At 41.1% G+C, this 3,801-nt stretch carries 3 protein-coding genes; all 3 read left to right on the top strand.

Annotation, left to right across the window (positions count from 1 at the left end):
* Nucleotides 1–2,495, top strand: a 2,495-nt coding sequence (locus B2V92_RS23225) for an outer membrane beta-barrel family protein (RefSeq protein ID WP_293312598.1), incomplete at its 5' end; no start/stop codon positions are given.
* A gap of 98 nt (nucleotides 2,496–2,593) precedes the next feature.
* Complete coding sequence (locus B2V92_RS23220; protein WP_025145397.1) at nucleotides 2,594–2,809, top strand: FeoA family protein; 216 nt, start codon at nucleotides 2,594–2,596, stop codon at nucleotides 2,807–2,809.
* Between the two features lie 11 nt (nucleotides 2,810–2,820).
* Nucleotides 2,821–3,801: FeoB small GTPase domain-containing protein (locus B2V92_RS23215; protein ID WP_293312596.1), on the top strand; the 981-nt coding region annotated here is incomplete at its 3' end.

Below are 3,801 nucleotides of genomic sequence, written 5' to 3'. Positions count from 1 at the left end.
GCGCCGATAAAACGGATGTGGCTTTGGGCGATATTGTTCTGGAAGGTGGCGCCATCGATCTTCAAACAGTTGATATCAAAGCTGAAGTTCCGCCCATTGTGGTGAAAAAAGATACGCTCGAATTTAATGCGAGTTCTTTTAAAGTGGTTGAGAATGCCGTGGTTGAAGATCTTTTGAAAAAATTGCCCGGGGTAGAAGTAGATAAAGCCGGAACGGTAAAAGCCCAGGGCGAAACCATTACCAAAGTGAAAGTAGATGGCAAAGAGTTTTTCGGTAATGATCCCTTGCTGGCTACAAAAAACCTCCCGGCCGATATGATCGATAAAATCCAGATTATTGATGAACTTTCCGATCAGGCACAGTTTACTGGTATTGATGATGGCTCGCGTACCAAGATCATTAACATTACCACCCGAAAAGATAAGAAAAACGGTTATTTCGGGAACAGTACCGGAGGTTATGGATCAAACGACCGTTATGATGTAAATGCAAATGTTAATCATTTTAACCAGGATAAACGCCTGAGTGTAATTGCGCAGTTCAATAATGTAAACAAACAGAATTTTGGTGGCGGTTTAGGTGGCGGAAACGGCGGGAGCAATGGCGGCCGCGGCGGGATTACCGATACAAAGGCCGGCGGATTTAATTTCTCGGATGTATATGCTGATCAAACAGAAGTGAGTTTAAGTTATTTCGTTAATAAATCCGATAACCTTATTTTAAGGAACAGCGTAACACAAAACCTGCTGGGCAACGTAACCACGGTTTTCAATAATAACCAAACCAACAATTCTGATCGTTTAAACCACCGTTTAAATTTCATGATCGATACCAAACTCGATTCCCTAACCTCGCTTAAAGTACAGCCTAATTTAAGCTATACCGATAACGAGAGTTTAAATAATAGTAAGTACACCCGCGATTATAACACCTACATGATCGACGGTACGCAATCGCTCCGGAACCACAGTACAGCACCGTCTATTAGCAATAATATTCTGCTGCGGAAAAAATTTATGCGCAGGGGCAGAACGTTATCTTTAAATTTCAGTACCAGTATCAATAATAGCGACGCCGATAATTACAATACCAACCCGGAAACGAGGATAGAAAATGGGGTAACCACAAAAAAGACAACCGATCAGTTTAACGATCAGGAAAGTGAATCGCTTAACCAGAATACCCGTTTGGTTTATACGGAGCCTTTGGATAAAACGCTAAGCCTTGAATTTAATTACCAGAATGGTTATAACCACAATACCTCCGATCGTTTTACCTATAATTTTAATCCGGCCACTTTACAATACGACTTATTGGACCAGACTTTTAGTAATTCATATGAGAACACCATTTTAACCAATTCGGCGGGTTTCAGCTTAAATAAAATGGCAAAAAAATACAACTGGAACGTGGGAATGGCTGTTCAGAATACCGACAGAACCAACAATAATATCAGTGGTGGTTTTGTACTTAAACAAAATGTGTTCAACTATACGCCTTCGGCCATGTTCAGGTATAATTTTAGCAACAGCAAACGTTTGGTGTTCAATTACCGCGGAAGCACCAATCAGCCAAGTATCCAGCAGTTACAACCCATCCGTAACAATACCAACACGCAGAGTATCCCCGTGGGTAATCCCGATCTGAAACCCGAATTTAACAATACCCTCCGCGTAGCTTATAACACTTTTACCGTTGGCAAAAATAGGTCGTTGTTTGTAAATTTAAACCTTACACAAACCTCCAACCGATTTGCAAACAGTACCAGTCTGATCCAGAACGGGCCCGATCAGGGAAAACTGGCGGTTACGCCTGTAAACGTTAATGGTGTTTATTCAGGTTCAATATCATCCTCGTTAAGTCTGCCGATTATGGCCGAGAATAAATTGAATTTCCACATCAATGTAAGCGGTAATTACGATCGTGATGTGAATTTTACCAATTCGCTTAAAAACATTACCAATAGTTGGTCCATCACCAATGGTTACCGTTTGGTTTCCAATCTGGATAAACTCGATTTAACAGCAGGGGTAAACGGATCCATCAACCGCGCCACTTATTCTGTACAGCCCAATTCCAATACCCGTTATTATACTTTTAGTCCCAATATCAGCGTAAGCTATTTATTTCCTGGCGATATCCGTTGGTCTATTGATGCCGATTACAACCAGAACACCGGAAGGGGCGAGGCTTTCGATACCCATTTTACATTGGTTAATTCTTACATCAGTAAACAGTTTTTTAAAAACAGGGGCACTTTTAAAGCTTCGGTAAACGATTTATTGAACGAGAACCAGGGCGTAAGCCGTACCGCCAATAACAACACCATTCAGGATGTAAGTTACAATGTACTGCAGCGTTATTTTATGTTTTCGTTTACCTACTCCTTAAATCGGATGGGCGGTAAAAACAGGATCAGGGGAGGTGAAGGAGGCGGCAGAAACCGTGGTGGAAATGGCGGTGGAGGCTTTGGCGGAGGCAGGCAGCGCAACTAGATCATTTTAAGGTAAAGCTATGTAATTTTATAGCATCATATGGGTTTGGTTATTTGGAATAAATCTAAAGAAAGGCTAACTTGCGTCAAATTTAGCACATGAAACTGTCGCATCTAAAAATTGGAGAAAAAGGAACAATTGTAGCATTTACGGATTTAGATATGTCTGTAAAGTTAATGGAGATGGGCTGTTTGCCGGGCGAGGTGGTAGAAGTAGAGCGCTTTGCTCCACTTGGCGATCCCATGGCAATCCGTGTTGCTGGTTATCAGCTTTGCTTACGTAAAAGCGAGGCCGATGTGATCATTATACAATAAATAAGCTGGGTTTGGATATTAAAGTTGCGTTAGTTGGTAATCCCAATACAGGTAAATCTACTTTATTTAACCGTTTAACAGGGTTAAATCAAAAAATTGGAAACTTCCCGGGTATCACGGTTGATAAGAAAACCGGTTTTACCAAACTTGCCGGTGGCAGGGAAGCAGAAATTATCGATTTGCCCGGAACCTACAGCTTATATCCCAAAAGCTCCGACGAAAGTATCGTTTTTCAGGTACTTGCTGATAAAAACAACAATAGCCATCCCGATGTAATTGTGCTTATTGCCGATGCTTCTAATCTAAAGCGTAACATGCTTTTGTATTCGCAGGTGGCCGATCTTGGTATCCCTATGATTTTGGCTTTGAACATGATCGATCTTTCTGCCAAACAGGGTATTGAAATTGATCTGGATAAACTTGCCGAAAAGCTGGGTATCCAGGTAGTTTCTATTTCTGCAAGGAATAATATCGGCATCGATAAATTAAAGCAGGCCATTGCCAATACCAATAAAATTGCCACCCAGTTTCAGGATGTTGATGTAAATTTTCTGGCACCCGAAGCCATTAATGCCATCAAATCGAAACTAAATTCGGATAACGATTATTATGCCCTGCAGGTATTGCACCAGCACGAGCATCTTACTTTTTTTACCGAAAAAGAACAGGAAGAAATTGAGGAGATAGAGCAGTCGCATCATTTCGAATCTTCTAAAATCCAGGCAGCCGAAACCATTGCACGTTACAAACACTTAAGTACAATCCTGTCTGATGTTGTGGTGGATAAAGGAACCGAAAAGAAATTTTCTTTCAGCGATAAATTAGACGGCATTTTAACCCACAAAGTTTGGGGTTTCGCCATTTTCCTGTTGATTTTATTCGTGATTTTCAATGCCATTTTTGCCTGGTCGTCTTATCCGATGGATTGGATAGAAAGCGGATTTGGATTTATTACCAGCATTGGGCACGACTATTTGCCAGCAGGAATGCTT

Origin of the sequence: Pedobacter sp. UBA5917, from assembly GCF_002432345.1 — a bacterium.
Lineage (GTDB): Bacteria > Bacteroidota > Bacteroidia > Sphingobacteriales > Sphingobacteriaceae > Pedobacter.
The sequence above is the reverse complement of the archived record's forward strand: the minus strand, read 5'-3'. Positions and strand labels throughout refer to the sequence as shown.